The organism is Nonomuraea sp. K271, from assembly GCF_009908215.1.
Taxonomy (GTDB): domain Bacteria; phylum Actinomycetota; class Actinomycetes; order Streptosporangiales; family Streptosporangiaceae; genus Nonomuraea; species Nonomuraea longispora.
On record NZ_JAAAHR010000052.1, the window covers coordinates 19,943 to 38,706 of the forward strand.

The following is an 18,764-nucleotide window of genomic DNA, read 5'->3' on the forward strand; positions in this document are numbered from 1 at the left end:
CAGTAATGTCGGTACTTCGTCATAGTTTGACGAGGGAGCGTGCCCACTCACGTCTGGCGGGTGAGCACCATGACGGGACATGTCGAGGCCTTGACGATCTTTATGGACGTGTCGCCGAGGAAGACCCGTCTGAGTGGCCCTGTGGCACTGGAAGCGCATATGATCATCTCGCCGGCGAGCCACGAGGTCGCGCCGAGCGCCTGGGCCACACTCCGGCCCTCCAGCACCTCGGCCTCCACGGACAACCTCCGCCGATGTCCCCGCGCAGCCGTCCGCAGGTCGGTCGCGGCCTGGTCGCGCATGCGTGCGAGCATCTCCTTCTCGACCCGCGCCCGCCTGCCGCTGCTGACCACCAGCGTGACCAGCCGCAGGGCGACGCCGAGCTTGGCGGCCGCCCTGGCCGCGTCTTTGACCGCCGCGTCGCCGCCGGGGCCGCGGCGGTAGGCGACGGTGAGGCGCGCGAAGGCCGCGGGCGGCCGTTCGCCGTAACCGCGGGGAGCGAGCAGGACGGGAACGGAGGATGAGTGCAGCAACTGGTCGGCCGTGCTGCCCAGGGAGATGCGGCCCCTGCCGCCGCCCGGGGCCGAGCCGATCACCACGACGTCCACGCCACGCCTGCGGGCCAGCTCCACCAGGCCGCGCCCGCTGCCCCTGTGCGTGTGCTTGATGTACTCGGCGTCCTCTCCCGCCAGCTCGCGGGCCTGCGCGAGCGTCGCGGACGCCTGCTCGGCGAGGTAGGCGCGCCAGGCGGTCTCCTCGGCCCTGGCGGGTCCGGGCGGCGACCAGACGGGGGGCAGCACGGTCGCCACCGTCAGGCGCCCGTCCGCCTGATTCTTGAGCAGGACGGCCAGCGCGAGCCCGTCCCTGGCCCGCGACCCGGACGTGTACCCGGCCAGCACGTTCTCCAGCTTCATTCAGCCCACCTCGGCATTCAGCCGCGAATGGCGATAGCCGTACAGGAAGTAGCAGGCCAGGCCGACCAGCATCCACAGCGCGAACGCCAGCCAGGTGACCCCCGCGAGCCCCGCCATGACGAGCAGGCAGAAGATCGCTCCGAGCACCGGCGTGACAGGGAAGAACGGCACGCGGAAGCTGCGCGGTATCTCGGGGCTGCGGTAGCGGAGCACGAGCACGCCGACGTTCACGATGGCGAAGGCGAACAGCGTGCCGATGCTGGTCGCCTCCGCGAGCTGCCCCAGCGGTACGAGCCCGGCCAGCACCGAGATGAACAGGGCGACGATGAAGGTGTTGGCGACGGGCACCTGGCGGCGCGGGTCGACCTTCTGGAACACGCGCGGGATGAGCCCGTCGCGCGACATCGCGAACAGGATGCGGGTCTGGCCGTACATGACGGTGAGCACGACGCTGGCGATGGCGATGACCGCGCCGAAGGAGACGATCAGGCCGGGCCAGGTGGCGCCCATGGCCAGGTCGGCGATGTAGGCCAGGCTGGCCTCGGTGCTGTCGGGGTCGAACTCCGTCCACGGCATCGCGCCGACGGCGGCCAGGGCCACGAGCACGTAGACGAGCGTGACGATGGCCAGCGAGAAGACGATGGCGAGGGGCAGGTCGCGCTTGGGGTTCTTGGCCTCCTCACCGGCGGTCGAGGCGGCGTCGAAGCCGATGTACGAGAAGAACACCTGGGAGGCGGCGGCGGTGATGCCGGCCACCCCCATCGGGGCGAGGGGCGCGAGGTTGCCCGACCTGAACGCGGTGAACGCCACCGCGCAGAAGAACAGCAGCACCGCGATCTTGATCAGCACGAACACGGCGTTGGCCCTGGCGCTCTCCGACGCCCCGTGGAGCAGCAGCCAGGTGGCCAGCAGCACGATGAGGATCGCGGTGACGTTGACCACGCCGCCGTCCTGGCCGGGGGAGCGGGTGATCGCGTCGGGCAGGGTGAAGCCGGCCAGCGACCGCAGGAACGAGTTGAGATATTCGCCCCAGCCCACGGACACCGCCGCCACGGACACGGCGTACTCCAGCATCAGGCACCAGCCGCAGATCCAGGCCACCAGCTCGCCCAGCGTCGCGTACGCGTACGAGTAGGACGAGCCGGACACCGGGATCGTCCCGGCCAGCTCGGCGTACGACAGGGCGGAGAGCAGCGCGGTGAAGGCGGCCAGCAAGAACGACACCACCACCGCGGGCCCCGCCTTGGGCACCGCCTGCCCGAGGATCACGAAGATGCCGGTGCCGAGCGTGGCGCCCACGCTGAACAGGGTGAGCTGCCACAGCGACATCGTGCGCCGCAGCTCACCGCCCTCGCCCCGTCCGCCCTCGGCGACGATGCGTTCGGTCGGCTTGGTACGCAGGAGCCGTTGGGCCAGTGCCATCCGACACCCCCTACAGCGTGCTCGTCAGCGGCCACCTGCCGTTGGGTGTGACGATCGTGCCCGCTGAGCCGTCGAGTATGCGTTCGGCCTGGTCAAGCTTCCCGATGGCGGCCATGTCGCCGGTGTTCTCGACGAAGCGGCACACGGCGTCCACCTTCGGCCCCATCGATCCGGCGGGAAACTCCATGGTCCGCAGCTCGTGCGGCGTGGTGTGGGCGATCTCCGTCTCCTGCGGCGTGCCGAAGCCGCGCAGCACGCGGGGCACGTCGGTGAGGATCAGGAACGCGTCGCATTCGAGCGACTCGGCCAGCAGCGCGGCGGTGAGGTCCTTGTCCACGACCGCCTCGACGCCGATCAGCCGGCCGGACTCGTCGCGGACGACGGGGATGCCGCCGCCGCCCGCGCAGATGACGACCACGCCCTCGCGGATCATCTTGCGGATCAGCCGGGTCTCGACGATGCGCCGCGGCGTGGGGGAGGGCACGACGCGCCGCCAGTGCGGGCCGTCCTGCGCGACGGTCCAGCCGTACTCGGCGGCCAGCTTCTCGGCCTCCTCTTGGTCGTAGACCTGGCCGACGAACTTGGCCGGCTGATCGAAGGCGGGGTCGACGGCCGTCACCAGCGTCTGCGTGACCATGGAGAGGACCTGCCGGCCGGGCAGCGCGTTCTGCAGGGTCTGCTGCATCCAGTAGCCGATCATGCCCTGCGTCTGCGCGACGAGCGTGTCGAACGGGTACGGCCTGCTCAGGCCGGGGTCCGAGGCGCTCTCCAGCGCCAGCATGCCGACCTGCGGCCCGTTCCCGTGGGTGATGACCAGTTCGTGATCGACGGCCAGCCGGGCGAGCGTCTTGACGGCCGTGCGCACGTTGGCGAGTTGTACGTCGGCGTCGGCCTTCTGGCCGCGTTCGAGCACGGCGTTGCCGCCCAGAGCGACGATGACCCGCATCAGGCCCTCCTAGACCGAGTCCCGCTCGAGCGGGCAGCTCATGCAGCGGGGCCCGCCCCGGCCCCGGCCGAGCTCGCTGCCCCTGATGGTGATCACTTCGATGCCGTTGTCGCGCAGGAAGTTGTTCGTGGTGGTGTTGCGCTCGTAGGCGACGACCACGCCGGGCTCCAGCGCCAGCCCGTTGCAGCCGTCGTCCCACTGCTCCCGCTCGGCGGCGTACACGTCCTGGGTGGGGGTCAGGACCTTGATGTCGTCCAGGTCGAGGGCGCGGGCGATGGCCCGGTGCATGTCCTCCGGCGGGTGGTCGGTGACCTTCAGCTCCTTGGGGGTGTCGCCGGGCTCGATCGTGTACGAGCGCAACATCCCGAGCCCCGCGTACTTGCTGAACACCCCCACGTCCAGCATCGTCATCACCGTGTCGAGGTGCATGACCGCCCGAGCCTTGGGCATGTCGAGCGCCACGATCCTGCGCGCCGAGCCGGCTCTGAACAGCCGCTGCGCCAGCATCTCGACCGCTTGCGCCCGGGTGCGCTCGCTGATGCCGATCAGCACCGCGCCGTTGCCGATCACGAGGACGTCGCCGCCTTCGAGGGTGGCGGGCGCCACCGCCTGGCCGGGCATCCAGCAGTGGTAGCCGCCCTGGCCGGGCCGGTCGAAGCCGCCGGCGAACGTCGGGTGGAACATGTAGACGGCCTCCATGTTGACCGTCTCGCGCATGCGGGCCTTCTTGCGCATGGCGTTGATCGACACGCCGTCGTAGATCCAGCAGGACGTGTCGCGGGTGAAGAGGTGGTTGGGCAGCGGCGGCAGGATGAAGCCGTCGCCGGGCGTGGTGTGGAAGGTGACCGACTTGGGGTCGCAGCCCATGGCGATCAGCTCGTCCTTGGTGATGCCGCCCGTCAGGTAGAGCTGCAGCGTGGCCGCGTCCATGCCGTCGAGGGTGTTGCGGATGTCGTCGATGGCGGCCGGGCCGAGCCAGCGTTCGTCGATGACCGCGTCGAGGATGTGCTTGCGCGCCTCGGGGATGTCGACGGTCTCGCGCAGCAGGTCGGCCAGCTCGTACACCTTGATGCCGCGGCCGGTGAGCACCTGCCGGAACTCCTCGTGCTCCTCCATCGCGCGCTGGACCCACAGCACGTCGTCGAAGAGGAACGCGTCCTTGGTGGTGGGGGTCAGCCTCTTGAGCGCCAGGTCGGGCTTGTGGAGGAGGACCTGGCGCAGCCGCCCGACCTCCGAATCGACATGAAAGGTCATCTTCGCTCTATCCCCCCAAAAGCCGGACATGAACGGTCGCCCGGCAAGCCCTCCCTGACCTGCCCGAGCGGGAACGGGCGACACGGCGGAAGGCGGGAGATTTACCCGGCCGCGGGGCGCGTATGGGGGCGGCCGGGACCTGCAGTGGCCGGTCACGCCCTGTAGGGGAGCCGTCGCCGCGTACGGGAAGGGCGCTCACGTTGTAGCTGGTAGCCCCTGGTACTGTGTCTCCCGACCAACACCCTTTTAAGGCCCGTCCCGTGAGGCGGGAAAGGTGGTGAGATTCGCCATGTCCGATTCCCGTGCCGTGCTGGAGGCCCCCGACATCCACCGGGCGCTGACCAGAATCGCGCACGAAATCCTCGAACGGACCAAAGGCGCCGACGACGTCGTCCTCCTCGGCATCCCGACCCGCGGCGCGACGCTGGCCCGCCGGCTCGGCGACCGCGTCGAGCAGTTCGAAGGCGTCAAGATTCCCGTCGGCTCGATCGACATCACGATGTACCGCGACGACCTGCGGCTCAAGCCCGCCCGGCCGCTCGGCCACACCGAGCTGCCGCCCGACGGCATAGACGGCAAGGTCGTGGTCCTCGTCGACGACGTGCTCTACTCCGGCCGCACGGTGCGGGCCGCGCTCGACGCGCTCAACGACCTCGGCCGGCCCACCGCCGTGCAACTGGCCACGCTGGTCGACCGCGGCCACCGGGAGCTGCCCATCCGCGCCGACTACGTCGGCAAGAACCTGCCGACCGCCAAGAGCGAGAAGGTCAAGGTCTACCTGCAGGAGATCGACGGGCGCGACGCGGTCGTGCTCATGAAGGGAGGCGCCAGGTGAAACGGCATCTGATCTCCGCCGGCGACCTCACCAAGGACGACGCGCTGCTCATCCTCGACACCGCCGAGGAACTGGCGAGTGTCTCGGAACGTTCCATCAAGAAGCTGCCCACGCTGCGCGGGCGCACGGTCGTCAACCTCTTCTTCGAGGACTCGACCCGCACGCGCATCTCGTTCGAGGCGGCGGCCAAGCGGCTGTCCGCCGATGTGATCAACTTCTCGGCCAAGGGGTCGAGCGTGTCCAAGGGCGAGTCGCTCAAGGACACCGCGCTCACCTTGGAGGCCATGGGGGCCGACGCGGTCGTCATCCGCCACGGTTCGTCGGGCGCGCCGCACCGCCTGGCCAACTGGGTGCACGGCAGCGTCGTCAACGCCGGCGACGGCACCCACGAGCACCCGACGCAGGCGCTGCTCGACGCCTTCTCCATGCGCCGCCGCCTGGGCGCGCTCGAAGGGCGCAGGATCACCATCGTCGGCGACGTGCTGCACAGCCGGGTCGCCCGCTCCAACGTGCTGCTGCTCGGCACGCTCGGCGCCGAGGTCACGCTGGTCGCGCCGCCCACGCTGCTGCCCGTCTCCGTCGGCACCTGGCCGTGCGAGGTCTCCTACGACCTCGACGCGGTGCTGCCGAAGTCCGACGTGGTGATGATGCTGCGGGTGCAGAAGGAGCGCATGAACGCCGCCTACTTCCCGAGCGAGCGCGAATACTCGCGCCGCTACGGGCTCGACCGCGACCGCTTCGCCAAGATGCCGGACGACGCGATCGTGATGCACCCCGGGCCGATGAACCGAGGCATGGAGATCGCCGCGGAGGTGGCCGACTCGGCGCGCTCGACGATCGTGGAGCAGGTCGCCAACGGCGTCACCATCCGCATGGCCGTCCTCTACCTGCTGCTCGGGGGAGAGACCGCGTGAGGCACCGCAGCGAACCAACCGACGGGCACAGCGTTCTCACCATTGTCCCGGCGAAGGAGGCATGATGATCATCAAGAACGTCAGGATTCTCGGTGGCGAGCCGGTGTCCATCCGGGCCGACGACGGCGTGATCACCGAGGTGGCGCCGGGCCTGGACGCGCCGGGGGCGATCGACGGCGGGGGCGCGATCGCGCTTCCCGGGCTGGTCGACCTGCACACCCACCTGCGCGAGCCGGGCCGGGAGGACGCCGAGACCGTGCAGACCGGCACGCAGTCGGCGGCCCGCGGCGGCTACACCGCGGTGCACGCCATGGCCAACACCTCGCCCGTCGCCGACACCGCCGGCGTGGTCGAGCAGGTGTGGCGGCTCGGCCGCGAACACGGCCACTGCGACGTGCACCCCGTCGGCGCCGTCACCGTCGGCCTGGAGGGCAGGCAACTGGCCGAGCTGGGCGCGATGGCCGACTCCGCCGCCCGCGTGCGCGTCTTCTCCGACGACGGCAGGTGCGTCGACGACGCCGTCCTGATGCGCCGGGCGCTCGAATACGTCAAGGCGTTCGACGGTGTCGTCGCCCAGCACGCCCAGGAGCCCAGGCTCACCGGCGGCGCACAGATGAACGAAGGCGTCGTCTCCGGCAGGCTCGGCCTGACAGGCTGGCCCGCGGTCGCCGAGGAGGCGATCATCGCCCGCGACTGCCTGCTGGCCGCCCACGTCGGCTCCCGGCTGCACGTGTGCCACGTCTCCACGGCCGGCTCCGTCGAGATCATCCGCTGGGCCAAGTCCAAGGGCTGGAACGTCACCGCCGAGGTCACCCCCCACCACCTGCTGCTCACCGACGACCTCGTCGAGGAGTCGCCGGTGGGGGCCTACAACCCGATCTACAAGGTCAACCCGCCGCTGCGCACCCGCGCCGACGTGGAGGCGCTGCGCGCCGCTCTGGCCGACGGCACGATCGACATCGTGGCCACCGACCACGCGCCCCACCCGGTCGAGGACAAGGAGACCGAGTGGCCGGCCGCGGCCATGGGCATGGTCGGCCTGGAGACGGCGCTCAGCGTCGTCCAGGAGGCCATGATCGAGACCGGCCTGCTCGACTGGGCGGGAGTCGCGCAGCGCATGTCCGCGCTGCCCGCCCGCATCGGCCGCCTGCCCGGCCAGGGCCGTCCGCTGGAGGCGGGCGAGCCGGCCAACATCATGTTGTACGACCCGTTGGCCCGCATCGAGGTGGAGCCCTCCGCCTTCGCGTCGAAGAGCAGGAACACGCCCTACGAGGGCATGACGCTGCCGGGCCGGGTAGTGGCCACGTTCCTGCGCGGCAGGCCGACCGTTCTCGAAGGGAAGCTGGTTTGAACGACAGCCCTGCTGGTGTGAACAACAACGTGCCGCGAAGCGGCTCCACGCCCTCCGGGGGCTACTCGGGAGGCGGAGCCCACCCAGGGGCGGTGCTCGTTCTGGAAGACGGCCGCGTCTTCCACGGAACCCCGTACGGCGCCGAAGGCGAGACGTTCGGCGAGATGGTCTTCAACACCGGCATGACCGGCTACCAGGAGACCCTGACGGACCCGTCCTACCACCGGCAGATCGTCGCCATGACGGCGCCGCACATCGGCAACACGGGCGTCAACGACGACGACCCCGAGTCGTCGCGCGTCTGGGTGGCCGGCTACGTCGTGCGCGAGCCGTCCAGGGTGGTCTCCAGCTGGCGGGCGACCCGCTCGCTCGACGCCTACCTCAAGGAGCAGGGCGTCGTCGGCATCGCCATGCCCGGCACCCGCGCGCTGACCCGCCACCTGCGCGAGCGCGGGGCCATGCGAGCCGGCATCTTCACCCGCACGTCCGAGCCCGTCGAGGAGCTGGTCGAGCGGGTGCGCCGCTCACCCGGCATGGAGGGCGCCGACCTGGCCGCGCAGGTCGCCACGGCCGAGCCCTACGTCGTGCCCGCGACCGGGGCGAAGACGTTCACTGTGGCGGCCGTCGACCTGGGCATCAAGGGCATGACGCCGCAGCGACTGGCCGAGCGCGGCTGCGAGGTGCATGTGCTGCCCGCGGCCGCCACCTTCGAGCAGATCATGGCGGTCGAGCCGGACGGCGTGTTCTTCTCCAACGGTCCAGGCGACCCCGCCACCGCCGACGTGTCGGCCCTGCGCAAGGTGCTGGAGGCCAAGGTGCCCTTCTTCGGCATCTGCTTCGGCAACCAGCTCTTCGGGCGGGCCCTCGGCCTTTCCACGTACAAACTGCGCTACGGGCACCGGGGGGTCAACCAGCCGGTGCGCGACGTGCGCACCGGGAAGGTGGAGATCTCGGCGCACAACCACGGGTTCGCGGTGGAGGCGCCGCTCGACGGGCCGTTCGAGACGCCGTACGGGCCGGGCGAGGTCAGTCACGTCAACCTCAACGACCGCTGCGTGGAGGGCCTTCGCCTGCTGGAGCAGCCCGCCTTCAGCGTCCAGTACCACCCCGAGGCCGCAGCCGGCCCGCACGACGCCGCCTACCTTTTCGACGAGTTCTGTGAGGTCATGACCCGTGCCCAAGCGTGAGGACATCAGGTCGGTCCTGGTGATCGGCTCCGGGCCGATCGTGATCGGTCAGGCGTGCGAGTTCGACTACTCCGGCACCCAGGCGTGCCGGGTGCTGCGGGACGAGGGTTTCCGCGTCGTCCTGGTCAACAGCAACCCCGCGACGATCATGACGGACCCGGAGTTCGCCGACGCCACGTACGTCGAGCCCATCACCCCCGAGTTCGTCGAGAAGATCATCGCCAAGGAGCGCCCCGACGCGCTGCTGCCGACGCTGGGCGGGCAGACGGCCCTCAACACGGCGGTCGCGCTGCACGAGTCGGGCGTTCTCGACGCCTACGAGGTCGAGCTCATCGGCGCCGACGTCGAGGCGATCCAGGCGGGCGAGAACCGTGAGCGGTTCAAGGAAATCGTCGCCAAGGTCGCCCGCGAGCACGCGTTCAACGCCGAGTCGGCCAGGTCGGCCATCTGCCACACGATGGACGAGTGCCTGGCCGCCGCGGACGAGCTCGGCTACCCGGTGGTGATCAGGCCGTCGTTCACCATGGGCGGCGCCGGGTCCGGGTTCGCCCACACCGAGGAGGACCTGCGGCGCATCGCTGGGGCGGGGCTCGACGCCTCGCCGACCACCGAGGTGCTCCTGGAGGAGTCGATCCTCGGCTGGAAGGAGTACGAGCTCGAGGTCATGCGCGACCGGCGCGACAACGTGGTCATCGTCTGCTCCATCGAGAACATCGACCCGATGGGCGTCCACACCGGCGACAGCGTCACGGTCGCGCCCGCGCTGACCCTGACCGACCGCGAATACCAGAACATGCGCGACGTCGCCATCGCCGTCATCCGCGAGGTCGGCGTCGACACCGGCGGCTGCAACATCCAGTTCGCGGTCGACCCGCGCACCGGCCGCATGATCGTCATCGAGATGAACCCGCGCGTGTCGCGCTCCAGCGCCCTCGCCTCCAAGGCCACCGGCTTCCCGATCGCGAAGATCGCGGCCAAGCTGGCCATCGGCTACACCCTCGACGAGATCCCCAACGACATCACCAAGGAGACACCGGCCTCCTTCGAGCCGACGCTCGACTACATCGTGGTGAAGGTGCCGAGGTTCGCGTTCGAGAAGTTCAGGGGCGCCGACCGTACGCTGACCACGCACATGAAGTCGGTCGGCGAGGCCATGGCCATCGGCCGTTCCTTTCCCGAGGCGCTGCAGAAGGCACTGCGGTCGCTGGAGAAGAAGGACTCCTCCTTCACCTGGGCCGGCGACGTGCGGCCGAAGGACGACCTGCTGGCCGAATGCCGCACGCCGCACGACGGGCGGCTGCGCACCATGCAGGAGGCCATCAGGGCCGGCGCCACGCCCGGCGAGCTGTTCGAGGCCACGCGCGTCGACCCGTGGTTCATCGACCAGCTCTTCCTGCTGCAGGAGGAGGCCGAGGCGGTCGCCGCCGCGCCCGAGCTGACCGTGGAGGTGCTCGAACGCGCCAAGCGCCACGGGTTCAGCGACGTGCAGATCGGCGAGATCCGCGGCATCGACGAGGCGCGGGTGCGCGACCTGCGGCACGCGCTCGGGCTGCGGCCGGTCTACAACACCGTCGACACCTGCGCCGCCGAGTTCGCCGCTAAGACTCCCTACCTCTACTCCACCTACGACGAGGAGAGCGAGGTCCCCTCCGGCGAGCGGGAGAAGGTCATCATCCTCGGCTCCGGGCCCAACCGCATCGGGCAGGGCATCGAGTTCGACTACGCGTGCGTCCACGCCTCGTTCGAGCTGTCGCGGGCCGGGTTTGAGACCGTCATGGTCAACTGCAACCCCGAGACCGTCTCCACCGACTACGACACCTCCGACCGGCTCTACTTCGAGCCGCTGACCTTGGAGGACGTCCTGGAGGTCGTGCACGCCGAGCAGCAGACCGGGCCGGTGGCGGGCGTGATCGTGCAGCTCGGCGGCCAGACGCCGCTGGGGCTCGCGCAGGCGCTGAAGGACGCGGGCGTGCCCGTGGTCGGCACCTCGCCGGAGTCGATCCACCTGGCCGAGGAGCGCGGCGCGTTCGGGCGGGTGCTGGCCGAGGCGGGCCTGCCCGCGCCCAAGCACGGTACGGCGCTGACCGTCTCCGAGGCGCTGGAGATCGCCGAGGACATCGGCTACCCCGTGCTCGTGCGGCCCTCCTACGTGCTGGGCGGGGCCGGCATGGCCATCGTCTACGACGACGAGACGCTGACCACCTACATGGCGGCCCAGGAGGGCGGCCATCCGGTGCTGGTGGACAAGTTCCTCGACGAGTCCACCGAGATCGACGTCGACGCCCTCTACGACGGTGAGGAGCTCTACCTCGGGGGCGTGATGGAGCACATCGAGGAGGCCGGCATCCACTCCGGCGACTCGGCGTGCGCGCTGCCGCCCATCACGCTCGGCAGCAACGACATCAAGCGCATCCGCGCCGCCACCGAGGCCATCGCCTCCGGCGTGGGGGTGCGCGGGCTGCTGAACGTCCAGTACGCCATGTCCTCCGGCGTCCTCTACGTCCTTGAGGCCAACCCGCGCGCCAGCCGTACGGTGCCGTTCGTGTCCAAGGCCACGGCGGCGCCGCTGGCGAAGGCGGCCTCCCGGGTGATGCTCGGGGCGTCGATCGCCCAGCTGCGCGAGGAGGGCATGCTGCCCGCGACCGGCGACGGCGGCACGCTGCCGCTCGACTCCTCCATCGCGGTCAAGGAGGCGGTGCTGCCCTTCAACCGTTTCCGCGGCGTCGACATCGTGCTCGGGCCCGAGATGCGCTCCACGGGCGAGGTCATGGGCATCGACGCCTTCTTCGGCGTCGCGTTCGCGAAGTCGCAGGCGGGCGCCTATGGTGAGCTCCCGACCAAAGGACGCGCGTTCGTGTCCGTGGCCAACCGCGACAAGCGTGCGATGATCTTCCCTGTGAAGGCGCTCGCGGACCTCGGGTTCGAGATCCTGGCCACCGAGGGCACGGCCGAGGTGCTGCGCCGCAACGGCGTCCATGCCAAGATCGTGCGAAAGCACAGCGAGGGGACGGGGCCCGGAGGTGAGCCAACGAGCGTGCAGTGCATTCTCGACGGCGAGGTCGATCTGATCATCAACACGCCCTTCGGCAGCCCCGGGCAGTCGGGCCCGCGGCTCGACGGCTACGAGATCCGCACCGCCGCGGTGCTGCGCGGCATCCCGTGCATCACCACGGTCGCCGGACTCGCCGCGGCGGCGGCGGGCATCCAGGCGATCGTCCGGGGCGATGTGGGCGTACGGTCGCTCCAGGAACACGCGCAGGCACTCAGGGGCTGACCCCTTACGACCCCCGGGGCGGGAGGTGAAGACGACTGGCCGGCACTCCGGTGCAGGTGACTGGCACGGTGCTGACGACGCGCCGCGTCGACGCCTACCATGCGCTGACGGTGGTGGCGCCGGGCATAGCCGAGCGCTACCGCCCCGGTCACTTCGTGTCGGTGGCGGTCGGAGGGGCTTACACCTCGATGGTGACGCGCCGGGCGTTCTTCATCCACGACGTCAAGGCCGACTACGGCGGCACGGTCGAACTGGTCTTCACCACCGGCGGGCCCGGCACGGCCTGGCTCGCCGAGCGGCGCGCCCGTGACACGCTCGACCTGGTCGGGCCGCTCGGGCGGCCGTTCCCGCTGCCGCGCGATCCCGCGAACTGCGTGCTGGTGGGCTCCGACTACGGCTCGGCCGTGCTGTTCCCGCTGGCCGACGCGCTGCTGGCGCGGGGCTGCCGGGTCGACTTCGTGATCGGGGGAGCCGAGGCCGAACGGGTCTTCGGGGCGATGCGGGCCCGCAGGATGGCCGAGACGACCACGCTGACCACCGAGGACGGCTCACTCGGCCTGCGCGGCACCGTCACCGACGCGCTGCCCTCGGTGATCGCCGACACGCGGGCCGACGCGGTCTACGCCTGCGCGCCCATGGCGACGTTGCGGGCGGTGACGGCGGTGGCGATGGAGTTCGACATCCCGGTGCAGGTGGCGGTCGAGGAGTCGATGGCCTGCGGCATCGGGGTGTGCATGACGTGCGTGCTGCCCGTCATCGGCGAGGACGGGGCGACGAGGATGGTCAGGGCATGCGCCGAGGGCCCGGTGTTCCGGGGAGAGCGGGTGCGGTTCGAGGACGTGGGGACCATCCCGTTCGACGCGCTGGGCGCCCCTGGAGGCGGGGCACGACATGTCAGTTGATATGCGGACTTTTCTGGCGCATGTGGAGCTGGCGAACCCGATCACCACGGCGGCCGGCTGCGCCTCCTCAGGACGGGAACTGGCCCAGTTCTTCGACCTGCACCGGCTCGGCGCCCTCACCACCCGCTCGATCACCATGGCGCCGCGCGCCGGCCGGCCCACCCCCCGCATGGCCGAGACCCCCTCGGGCATGCTCAACTCCGTCGGCCTGCAGGGCCCAGGCATCGACGCGTTCCTGGAGCGCGAACTGCCCTGGCTGGCCCAGCGCGGCATCAGGACCATCGTCTCGATCGGCGGGGGCACCGTCGCCGAATACTCCGAACTGGCCCGCAGGCTGGCCGACGCGCCCGGCGTCACCGCCCTGGAGATCAACCTCTCCTGCCCGAACATGGAGGACCGCGGCCGCGTCTTCGCCCGCGAAGGCAGCGCGGCGGCCGAGGTGATCGCCTCCGTACGCTCCATCATGCGCTACGACGTCCCCGTCGTCGCCAAGCTCGCGCCCGACGTCGCCGACATCGTCTCGGTCGCGCGGGCGTGCGTGGACGCCGGGGCCGACGCCCTGTCCATGATCAACAACCCGCTGGGCATGGCCATCGACACCGAGGCGCTGCGGCCCTCGCTCGCCGCCGTGACCGGCGGGCTGTCGGGGCCGGCCGTCCTGCCGCTCGCCGTACGGTGCGTCTGGCAGGTTCACGCCGCGCTGCCCGGTGTCCCCCTGATCGGGATGGGCGGCGTGATGAGCGGCAAGGACGCCTTCCAGCTCGTCCTCGCGGGGGCCTGCGTCGTCGGGGTCGGCACGGCGCTCTTCCACGACCCGTACGCCTGCCTGCGCATCGAACGTGAGCTCGAAGACCTCCTCCGGGCGCGCGGCCTGCAGCGGCTCGCCGACGCCGTCGGCCTCGCGCACCGGCCCCCAGGCAGCGCGCCCCGGCATCTACTGGTCGACTCCGAAGAGAGCACCCCGTGACCACCCAGGTCCAACCCGGCTTCGCCCGTCGGCCCGGGGCGTTGGTCCGTGGCTTCGGCCCCCGGCTTTGCCGCCCATGGCTTCGGCGGCGGCTTCGACCCCCGCCGCCGACGCGGAGGAGCACCCTTGATTCCCCCCGCCCGCACTCGCTCCAGCACCTGAGGAGAGCACGTCTTGACTCCCGCACCGATCGCCGTCGCCCTCGACGCACCCGACCTGGAAACCGCAGCCCGGTGGGCGGCCCTCGTGACGCCGCACGTCAGCACGGTCAAGGTGGGCCTGGAGCTCTACCTGCGCTACGGCCCCGAAGTGATCGCCTCCGTCAAGGGAGCCAGCGGTGTGGAGGTGTTCCTCGACCTCAAGCTCCACGACATCCCCAACACCGTCGCCGGGGCCGCCCGCGCCGTGGCCCGCCTGCGTCCCGCGATCCTCACGGTGCACGCCGCCGGCGGGCCCGCAATGATCAGGGCCGCCGTGGAGGCGGCGCCGCACACAGAGATCGCCGCCGTGACGATTCTCACCTCTCTGACCGAGACCGACCTCGACCGCATCGGGCTCGCGGGCCCGGCCGACGCCGCCGTACGCCGGTTGGCAGCGCTGTCGGTCGAGGCGGGCGCGACCGCGCTCGTGTGCTCGCCCAACGAGGTGCCCGCCGTGCGGGCGGAGGTGGGGGACGGGATCAGGCTGATCACGCCGGGCGTGCGGCCTGAGGGCGCCGCCACGCAGGACCAGGCGCGCGTGGCGACGCCCGAGCAGGCGCTCGCGGACGGAGCGGACCTGCTCGTCATCGGCCGCCCCATCACGGGCTCACCCGACCCGGGCGCCGCGGCCGCCGCCATCGCCGCGTCTCTCCGGCGTTCTGTGTGATGCCCTTCTGACCTGCCTTTACGGCAGGCCTGGCTTGCCCGCACGCGCCGACGTTCGTTTCCGTCTGTCATGGCCGGTCGTGAAGGCTCACGTGGAACTCGCCGTGACGAGCGCACGCTTGACCCGGGCCGTGCACCTGTTGCCCCGGGCCGTGACCCCTGCACGGGTGCACGCGCGCCCATACGGCCTGGTACGCCCGAGTGCCGTGCGGTCCCGGGTGTTCTCGCGCTGCCCACATGGCCGGGTGCCCGGCAGGCTGCGGACGCCCGTCACGTGCTTGCGCCGGCGTACGGGCGCGACGCTGGGCCGGCACTCGTTCCCCGCGCCCGGGGGGCACGGCGGAGGAGAGCGGGGCGTCGGATCCGTGGCGCGCGATCCCGGGCCTGCGTCTTGCCCGGAACGCTGGATCGGGCGCCTCCGGCGGTGGCGTCGAGGACGGGGCCTCCGACTCGAGCCTCGCCGGGTGCGCGTTTGACGGCGCGAGTCAGGAGGTGGTCGCCGCGCCTGTCCGTGCGCCCGTCGCCATGGGGCGGTGATCACGGTCGGGCGGGCACGATGGATCTTGTCGTCCGGTGCCGCTGGCAAGATCATAAGCCATTCCCGAAGCGGTCGCACACCGATCCCCGAGAAGGTTTCGGCCCAGGTGTGAGCGGGATTTCGGACAATGCCGGACGGCTGAAACGCGATCTTCATTGCGTTTCGCGGCGTCGTCGCGCGCCGCCTCCCTGAACGGGAAGTGCGGCGATTTGATCAGCACAATGTGATTTTACAAGCACGGACAGTGATGAAGTGAATTTTGTCGCGAGAGAAACCGCTCTTGACGTTGCTTAGAGGGCGATGACCAGCTAGTTTCCCTTCCCGTCCGAGTACATCGACAGAAATTCGAGGTGACCCGGCGTGGCTCTTCCTCCCCTGACCCCCGAGCAGCGCGCCGCAGCCCTGGAGAAGGCTGCCAAGGCCCGTAAAGAGCGTGCCGAGGTCAAGAACCGGCTCAAGCATGGCGCGGTTTCTCTGGCTGAGGTGCTCAAGGATGGGCAGACCGACGACGTCATCGGCAAGATGAAGGTGTCGGCTTTGTTGGAATCGCTCCCAGGCGTGGGCAAGGTCCGCGCCAAGCAGCTGATGGAGCGGCTGGCCATCGCCGAGTCCCGCCGCGTGCGGGGCCTCGGCGCGAACCAGAGGGCCTCCCTCGAGCGCGAGTTCGGTGGCAACGAGAGCTAATCTCTGTTCCACACGAAAGCGCAGGTTCAACGGGGGGTAGGAAGTGGCCGACAGGTCCTGGTCCGGCGACGTCAGTGCCCACGAGACTGTCGGATCGGGAGCGGAGGACGGCTTCCTGCCCCTGAGTGAGAGACGGCTGACGGTCCTTTCTGGGCCGTCGGGCGTCGGCAAGTCCACGGTCGTCGCCGAGCTCCGGCGGGCACACCCCGAAGTGTGGCTGTCGGTCTCGGTGACCACCAGGAGGCCCCGGCCCGGCGAGGTGCACGGGGTCCACTACTACTTCGTCGACAACGACGAGTTCGACCGCCTCGTGGCGGCCGGTGAGCTGCTGGAATGGGCGGAGTTCGCGGGCAACCGCTACGGCACGCCCCGCGAGCCGGTGCTGAAGAAACTCGCGGAGGGCGTACCGACTCTGCTGGAGATCGACCTCGAAGGCGCCAGACAGGTGCGGCGCAGCATGCCCGAGGCCTTGCTGATCTTCCTGACCCCGCCCAGCTGGGAGGAACTGGAGAAGCGGCTGCGCGGGCGCGGCACCGAACCCGAGGACGTCATCGCGCGCCGTCTGGCGGCCGGGCGGATCGAGATGGCCGCCGAGTCCGAGTTCGACCTCACCCTGGTGAACACGAGTGTCCAGGACGTGTGCCGCCGGCTGATAGCCTTGATGACTGACCCTCAGGGGGTCACGACAACCACCAACCGAGAGGTCTGACAATCGTGGCAGGCATTTCCCCGGCCGCGGAGGGCATCACCAACCCGCCGATCGACGCGCTGCTCGACATCGTCGACAGCAAATACTCCCTGGTGATCATGGGTGCCAAGCGCGCTCGCCAGATCAACGCCTACTACTCCCAGCTCGGCGAGGGCCTGCTGGAATACGTCGGGCCGCTGGTCGAGACGCATGCTCAGGAGAAGCCGCTGTCCATCGCGTTGCGTGAGGTCTCCGAGGGCCTGCTCAACGCCGAGCCCATCGAAGGCGCGGTCTGACCCCTTCGATGAAGGTCGTCCTGGGCGTCAGCGGCGGCATCGCCGCGTACAAGGCATGTGAGCTGCTGCGCCTGTTCACCGAGTCGGGGCACGAGGTGCGGGTCGTCCCGACCCGCGAGGCCCTGAAGTTCGTGGGCGCGCCCACCTGGGCCGCCCTGTCGGGCAACCCCGTGAGCGCCGAGGTGTGGGACGACGTTCACGAGGTTCCCCACGTGCGGATCGGCCGGCAGGCCGACCTCGTCGTGGTGGCGCCCGCGACCGCCGACGTGCTCGCCAAGGCGGCGCACGGGCTGGCGGGCGATCTGCTCACCAACACGTTGCTGACCGCGAGCTGCCCGGTCGTGTTCGCGCCCGCGATGCACACCGAGATGTGGCAGCATCCCGCCACCCGCGCCAACGTCGCGACGCTGCGCGAGCGCGGCTCCATCGTGATCGACCCCGCCGTGGGGCGGCTCACCGGAGCCGACACCGGTCCCGGCAGGCTGCCCGACCCGGCCGAGATCTTCCAGATCTGCCGGCGCGTGCTGCGCGGCCGGCCGCGTGACCTGTCCGGGCGCAGGATCGTCGTGTCCGCGGGGGGCACGCGCGAGGCGATCGACCCGGTCCGTTTCATCGGCAATCGTTCGTCCGGGCTGCAGGGCTACGCCCTGGCCCGTACAGCCGTCGCCCGTGGGGCGGAGGTGACCCTCGTCGCGGCCAACGTCACGCTGCCCGATCCCGCCGGGGCCACGGTGGTGCGGGTGGAGTCCACGGCCGAGTTGCGTGATGCGGTGCTGGCCGCCTCGGGCGAGGCCGACGTCGTGGTGATGGCGGCGGCCGTGGCCGACTTCCGGCCCGCGACGCGGCACGACGAGAAGATCAAGAAGTCCCATGGCGAGCCCGAGTCCATCCAGCTGACGAAAAATCCCGACATCCTCGCTGAGCTGGGGCGGCGCCGTCTCCAGGCCCGCCCCGCCGATCCGGCCGGTGCCGGGGAGACGGCGGGCGCTGCTGTCCCGGCGGGAGCGGCGGCACACCCGGGGAGAGGGACGGCCGGCGCGGCGGGAAGGGCGGCCGGCCCGGCGAGTGTCGCGCGACCGGCCGGGGCCTCAGGTCCTGGCGGTGCTCAGGGTTCGGCGGGCGCCGGCGGATCGGCCGGAGAGTCTCGTCCGGCGGACGTGCGGGGCCCGGGTGCGGTGGCCGGCGCGGCGGGTGCCGTGGCCGGCGAGCCGTCCGGTCGTGTCGCGCCCGGAGGCGTCCCGTCCAGTGGTGAAGTGCGCGGAGGCGTCCCGTCCGGTGGTGTCGGCTCTGGAGGCGGGTCGGAGGCGGCGCAGGGCCGGGTGGCGCGCGGGCCGCACCCTGAGGTGATTGTCGGCTTCGCGGCCGAGACGCACGACGTGCTCGCCAACGGCCGGGCCAAGCTCGTGCGCAAGGGGTGTGACCTGCTGGTCGTCAACCAGGTGGGTGAGGGCAAGGCCTTCGGCACCTCCGACAACGCGGCCACCGTGCTCGTCGCGGGCGGTGAGCCGGTCGAGGTGCCTCTCGGTCCCAAGGAGGATCTCGCCGACGCCGTGTGGGATCTCGTGGCGGCCCGTCTCACGTGACCGAGGGACCGTACTGACGGTTGCATAGGGGGCGCGAGCGGCGAAGAACGTACAAATCGTGTCAGACTCATTTCCAAATGACATGTTGCGACATCCCCGTACGCCTGCGGATACTTGGGGCAAGGGGGGATGGAATGCCGGTG

Annotated in this window: 16 protein-coding genes and 1 pseudogene; 13 read left to right on the forward strand and 4 right to left on the reverse strand. The window is 70.7% G+C overall.

Features of this window, described 5'->3' with window-relative positions:
- Window positions 1–47: 47 nt before the first annotated feature.
- Genes GUY59_RS19660 through GUY59_RS19675 form a run of 4 tightly spaced genes read right to left on the reverse strand, consistent with a single transcriptional unit; the run spans window position 48 to window position 4,536 of the window.
- Entirely contained in the window at window positions 48–914 is an 867-nt protein-coding gene (locus GUY59_RS19660; RefSeq protein ID WP_138201426.1) for a universal stress protein, read from the reverse strand.
- Entirely contained in the window at window positions 915–2,336 is a 1,422-nt protein-coding gene (locus tag GUY59_RS19665; protein WP_138201425.1) for an amino acid permease, read from the reverse strand.
- Between the two features lie 10 nt (window positions 2,337–2,346).
- Window positions 2,347–3,282: a carbamate kinase gene (gene arcC / locus GUY59_RS19670; RefSeq protein WP_138201424.1), complete on the reverse strand. Its 936-nt coding sequence runs from the start codon at window positions 3,280–3,282 to the stop codon at window positions 2,347–2,349.
- Between the two features lie 9 nt (window positions 3,283–3,291).
- Window positions 3,292–4,536, reverse strand: coding sequence for an arginine deiminase (locus tag GUY59_RS19675; RefSeq protein ID WP_132341163.1), 1,245 nt, complete (start codon window positions 4,534–4,536; stop codon window positions 3,292–3,294).
- A gap of 289 nt (window positions 4,537–4,825) precedes the next feature.
- Between GUY59_RS19675 and pyrR the strand changes: the two genes are divergently transcribed.
- The 13 genes and pseudogenes from pyrR to GUY59_RS51415 all read left to right on the forward strand — a co-directional run bounded on the left by pyrR (window position 4,826) and on the right by GUY59_RS51415 (window position 18,621).
- Window positions 4,826–5,371, forward strand: a complete 546-nt coding sequence (gene pyrR / locus GUY59_RS19680) for a bifunctional pyr operon transcriptional regulator/uracil phosphoribosyltransferase PyrR (protein ID WP_138201423.1) — start codon at window positions 4,826–4,828, stop codon at window positions 5,369–5,371.
- Complete coding sequence (locus GUY59_RS19685) at window positions 5,368–6,285, forward strand: aspartate carbamoyltransferase catalytic subunit (RefSeq protein ID WP_132330917.1); 918 nt, start codon at window positions 5,368–5,370, stop codon at window positions 6,283–6,285. Before pyrR ends, GUY59_RS19685 begins: the two co-directional genes overlap by 4 nt.
- 61 nt (window positions 6,286–6,346) lie before the next feature.
- Window positions 6,347–7,636: a dihydroorotase gene (locus tag GUY59_RS19690; protein ID WP_138201422.1), complete on the forward strand. Its 1,290-nt coding sequence runs from the start codon at window positions 6,347–6,349 to the stop codon at window positions 7,634–7,636.
- A gap of 92 nt (window positions 7,637–7,728) precedes the next feature.
- A complete protein-coding gene (carA, locus tag GUY59_RS19695) occupies window positions 7,729–8,823 on the forward strand; it encodes a glutamine-hydrolyzing carbamoyl-phosphate synthase small subunit (protein WP_212746200.1) in 1,095 nt (364 codons plus the stop codon).
- Window positions 8,810–12,097 carry a carbamoyl-phosphate synthase large subunit gene (carB, locus tag GUY59_RS19700; RefSeq protein ID WP_138201421.1) on the forward strand — a complete coding sequence of 1,096 codons (3,288 nt, stop codon included), beginning with the start codon at window positions 8,810–8,812 and terminating at the stop codon, window positions 12,095–12,097. Before carA ends, carB begins: the two co-directional genes overlap by 14 nt.
- A 50-nt stretch (window positions 12,098–12,147) precedes the next feature.
- A complete protein-coding gene (locus GUY59_RS19705; protein WP_246063568.1) occupies window positions 12,148–12,999 on the forward strand; it encodes a dihydroorotate dehydrogenase electron transfer subunit in 852 nt (283 codons plus the stop codon).
- Entirely contained in the window at window positions 12,989–13,966 is a 978-nt protein-coding gene (locus GUY59_RS19710) for a dihydroorotate dehydrogenase (protein ID WP_138201420.1), read from the forward strand. Before GUY59_RS19705 ends, GUY59_RS19710 begins: the two co-directional genes overlap by 11 nt.
- A 174-nt stretch (window positions 13,967–14,140) precedes the next feature.
- Complete coding sequence (pyrF, locus tag GUY59_RS19715; RefSeq protein ID WP_132330923.1) at window positions 14,141–14,833, forward strand: orotidine-5'-phosphate decarboxylase; 693 nt, start codon at window positions 14,141–14,143, stop codon at window positions 14,831–14,833.
- Window positions 14,834–15,730: 897 nt separating this feature from the next.
- The gene (gene mihF / locus GUY59_RS19720) at window positions 15,731–16,054 is read left to right on the forward strand and encodes an integration host factor, actinobacterial type (RefSeq protein WP_020541698.1); all 324 of its coding nucleotides are present in this window, start codon (window positions 15,731–15,733) and stop codon (window positions 16,052–16,054) included.
- 115 nt (window positions 16,055–16,169) lie between these two features.
- The gene (gmk, locus tag GUY59_RS19725) at window positions 16,170–16,763 is read left to right on the forward strand and encodes a guanylate kinase (protein WP_201761084.1); all 594 of its coding nucleotides are present in this window, start codon (window positions 16,170–16,172) and stop codon (window positions 16,761–16,763) included.
- A gap of 5 nt (window positions 16,764–16,768) precedes the next feature.
- Window positions 16,769–17,038, forward strand: coding sequence for a DNA-directed RNA polymerase subunit omega (rpoZ, locus tag GUY59_RS19730; RefSeq protein WP_132330927.1), 270 nt, complete (start codon window positions 16,769–16,771; stop codon window positions 17,036–17,038).
- An 8-nt stretch (window positions 17,039–17,046) separates the two neighbouring features.
- Window positions 17,047–17,977: pseudogene (coaBC, locus tag GUY59_RS51410) on the forward strand (bifunctional phosphopantothenoylcysteine decarboxylase/phosphopantothenate--cysteine ligase CoaBC); the annotation flags it as partial.
- Window positions 17,978–18,381: 404 nt separating this feature from the next.
- On the forward strand, window positions 18,382–18,621 hold the full coding sequence (locus tag GUY59_RS51415; RefSeq protein ID WP_442938997.1) for a phosphopantothenoylcysteine decarboxylase domain-containing protein: 240 nt from the start codon (window positions 18,382–18,384) through the stop codon (window positions 18,619–18,621).
- Window positions 18,622–18,764: the final 143 nt, after the last annotated feature.